Genomic DNA, 2,897 nt, shown 5'->3' with positions numbered 1-2,897 from the left:
GTCCGGGCGCGGCGGCGAGCGGTTGGCGGGCCGCCGGCCGGCTGGTCGCCCCGGCGGCAGCGGCGGTACGCACGGCCGGACCGACCGTGGTCCTGCCGCTGGCCGCCGTGGTGGCGGTGCTCGGCGCGGACCTGTCCGGGCTGAGCAAGGCGGAGGTGGAGCGGATCTGGCTACCGTTCATCGTCTGGCTGCTGGTCGCCACCGCCTGGCTGCCCGCCGGCTCGCGACGCTGGTGGCTGGCCGGTCAGGCGGCCACCGCGCTGGCGGTGAACCACCTGGTCTGGACCGTGTCGTAGCCGCCGGCGCGGCACCAACCTCCCGCCTCGGGCGGCACCCTGCGGCCTCGACCTGTGCGGCGCACACCGGAAGGGCCATCGGCCTTGCCGTCCGTTGTAGCTCGATCGGGGTGCGCGGGGTGGGGTGAGGCCCGCCGTGCCCAGCTCCGGGCGGTCAGGCTTGATCCCTGCGCCGGGCACGGCGGGCCCCACCCCATCGGTGGTCGCCGTCCGTCGTGATCCCTGCGCGGGGTCCGGCGTGCCCTGAGTCCCGGCGGGTTGTTCGGTGTGGTTCCGATCGCTGCGCGGGTCCGGCAAGCGTCGCTCCGGGGGGGGGTAGCTGTGGTGAGCGGTATACCTGTGAGTCATAAATATGCCTCTGAGGTATCGCGCTCGTTGACCAGCTCGCCGGGATCGCCTGACGATTGCCCCCTTCTGGCGTGATCGACTCGATATCGGGGATGTCGCGGTGTCCGGGGTTTCCTGATGCCCCGATATCGGCGATACCGAGTCGATCAACCGGCAAGTCTCCGTGGACGGGCCGACCATCGCCGCCCTGGGCGAGCGGTCAGCGCGCCAGCGTGGCCGGTTCCCGCAGCGGGTCGGTGGCGAAGCCGGCCACCCCCTCGGCGAAGCCGACCCGGGCGGTGTAGCCGAGCAGGTCGGCGGCCCGGCGGGGGTCGGCCACCACGTGCCGCACGTCGGCCACGCGGGCTCCACCGACCACCTGCGGTGGCGGTCCGCCCATCGCCTCGGCCAGGGTGACCGCCAACTCCCCCACCGTGTGCGGCTCGCCCGAGCAGACGTTCACCGGCACCAGTGTGGCCGGCGGCGCGGTGCTGGTCAGGGCCAGCAGGTTGGCGCGCGCCACGTCGGTGACATGCACGAAGTCGCGCCGCTGCCGGCCGTCCTCCAGGACGCGGGGGGCCTCGCCGGCCGCCAGCGCGGACCGGAAGATCGACGCGACCCCGGCGTACGGGGTGTCGCGGGGCATCCGGGGGCCGTAGACGTTGTGGTAGCGCAACGCCCAGACCGCGCCGCCGGTCTGCCGGGCCCACGCCGCGGCCAGGTGCTCCTGGGCGAGTTTGCTGGCCGCGTACGTGCTGCGCGGCTCCAGCGGGGCGTCCTCGGGCACCAGCAACGGGTCGAGCCCCAGGCCGCAGCGGGGGCAGGTCGGGTCGTACCGGCCGGCCGCCACGTCCTCGGCCCGCCGGGGCGCCGGACGCACCGTGCCGTGGCCCGGGCAGGCGTAGCGACCCTCCCCGTAGACCACCATCGAACTGGCCAGCACCAGCCGGCCGATCCCGGCCCGGTGCAGCGCCGCCAGCAGCACCGCCGTGCCGTAGTCGTTGTGCGTGACGTAGTCGGGGGCGTCGGACGGGTCCACGCCGTGCCCGACCATCGCCGCCTGGTGGCAGACCGCGTCCACCCCGGCCAACAGCCGGTCCAGCAGCGAGCCGTCACGAACGTCGCCGCGCACCACGTCGTGCCGACGCGACCAGGTGGGCAACTCCCCGCCGTGCGCCTGCGGCAGCAGCGCGTCCAACGCCACCACCTCGTGACCCTGCTCGATGAGCAGGTCGACGACCTGCGACCCGATGAACCCGGCCGCGCCGGTGACCAGTACCCGCATACCCGGTCACGCTAGGGCGGGAACGGCGGCCGGTGGGTCGGTTCGGTCGACCCGTAAGGAGTTCGCAACAGCCCGGCCGACGGGGACGCCCCGGTAAGCGTTCGGTAATGCGGCAAACCCGGCCGGGGCGTACCGGCGCGGTCTAGCCTGCCCGCAGTGCACCCCGCCGAGGAAGGAGCAGCGGTGGCGACCAGCAGGCCCGGCCCGGACGCCGGCGGGATCGACGCGCCCACGTCGGACGCCGACGGCTACGGCACGCCCCGCCGGTTCTGGCGCGCCCTGGACCGGCACCGGCCGCCCGGTGTGGACGCGGCCGACCGGAGCTGGCGCAGTCCGCTGCGCGGCCCCTGGCTCACCGCCGTGTACGGGACGACGCTGCTGGTCACGCTGCCCCTGGTGATCGTCACCGGGCTGCTCGACTACGCCGCCTACGGGCCCCGGTTCGACCAGGCGTTCCCGAGCGACGTGGGCTGGCTACGGCTGCCCACGTTCGACTGGCCGACCCGGCCGTCCTGGCTGTTCCGGGTCACCCAGGGGCTGCACGTGACGCTCGGGATCGTGCTCATCCCGGTGGTGCTGGGCAAGCTCTGGTCGGTGATCCCGAAGCTGTTCAACTGGCCACCGGCCCGCTCGCTCGCCCAGGTGCTGGAACGGCTCACCCTGCTGCTCCTGGTCGGCGGGATCCTGTTCCAGATCGCCACCGGCCTGCTCAACATCCAGTACGCCTACCTGTTCGGCTTCGACTTCTACACCGCCCACTACTTCGGCGCCTGGATCTTCACCGGCGCGTTCGTGGCGCACGTCGTGGTCAAGCTGCCCCGGCTGATCACCGCGCTGCGGTCCCGCCCGCTCGGCGCGGAGCTGCGTACCCCCCGCGCCGCGACCCGGCCCGAGCCGCCCGACCCGGACGACCTGGTCGCCGCGCGACCCGGGCCAGCGACGGTCAGCCGGCGCGGCGACCAGGTCGGCCGGGTCGGGCGGCTCGGGCC

General features: G+C 74.3%; 1 protein-coding gene and 2 pseudogenes. 2 read left to right on the top strand and 1 reads right to left on the bottom strand.

Annotated elements, in window-relative coordinates:
- Positions 1–296: pseudogene (locus EAD98_RS26420) on the top strand (hypothetical protein); the annotation flags it as partial.
- Between the two features lie 547 nt (positions 297–843).
- Here the strand turns inward: EAD98_RS26420 and EAD98_RS26415 are convergent.
- Positions 844–1,908, bottom strand: coding sequence for an NAD-dependent epimerase/dehydratase family protein (locus tag EAD98_RS26415; protein ID WP_121656684.1), 1,065 nt, complete (start codon positions 1,906–1,908; stop codon positions 844–846).
- 219 nt (positions 1,909–2,127) lie between these two features.
- On the opposite strand from EAD98_RS26415, the pseudogene EAD98_RS26410 reads away from it, so the two are divergent.
- Positions 2,128–2,897, top strand: a pseudogene (locus EAD98_RS26410) (hypothetical protein); the annotation flags it as partial.

The organism is Micromonospora sp. CV4 (assembly GCF_003667455.1).
Lineage (GTDB): Bacteria > Actinomycetota > Actinomycetes > Mycobacteriales > Micromonosporaceae > Micromonospora.
The sequence above is the reverse complement of the archived record's forward strand: the minus strand, read 5'-3'. Positions and strand labels throughout refer to the sequence as shown.

Bases quoted from the DNA above. Each gene is read 5' to 3' on its own strand.
- EAD98_RS26415 (WP_121656684.1), bottom strand. From the start codon at position 1,908: ATGCGGGTACTGGTCACCGGCGCGGCCGGGTTCATCGGGTCGCAGGTC.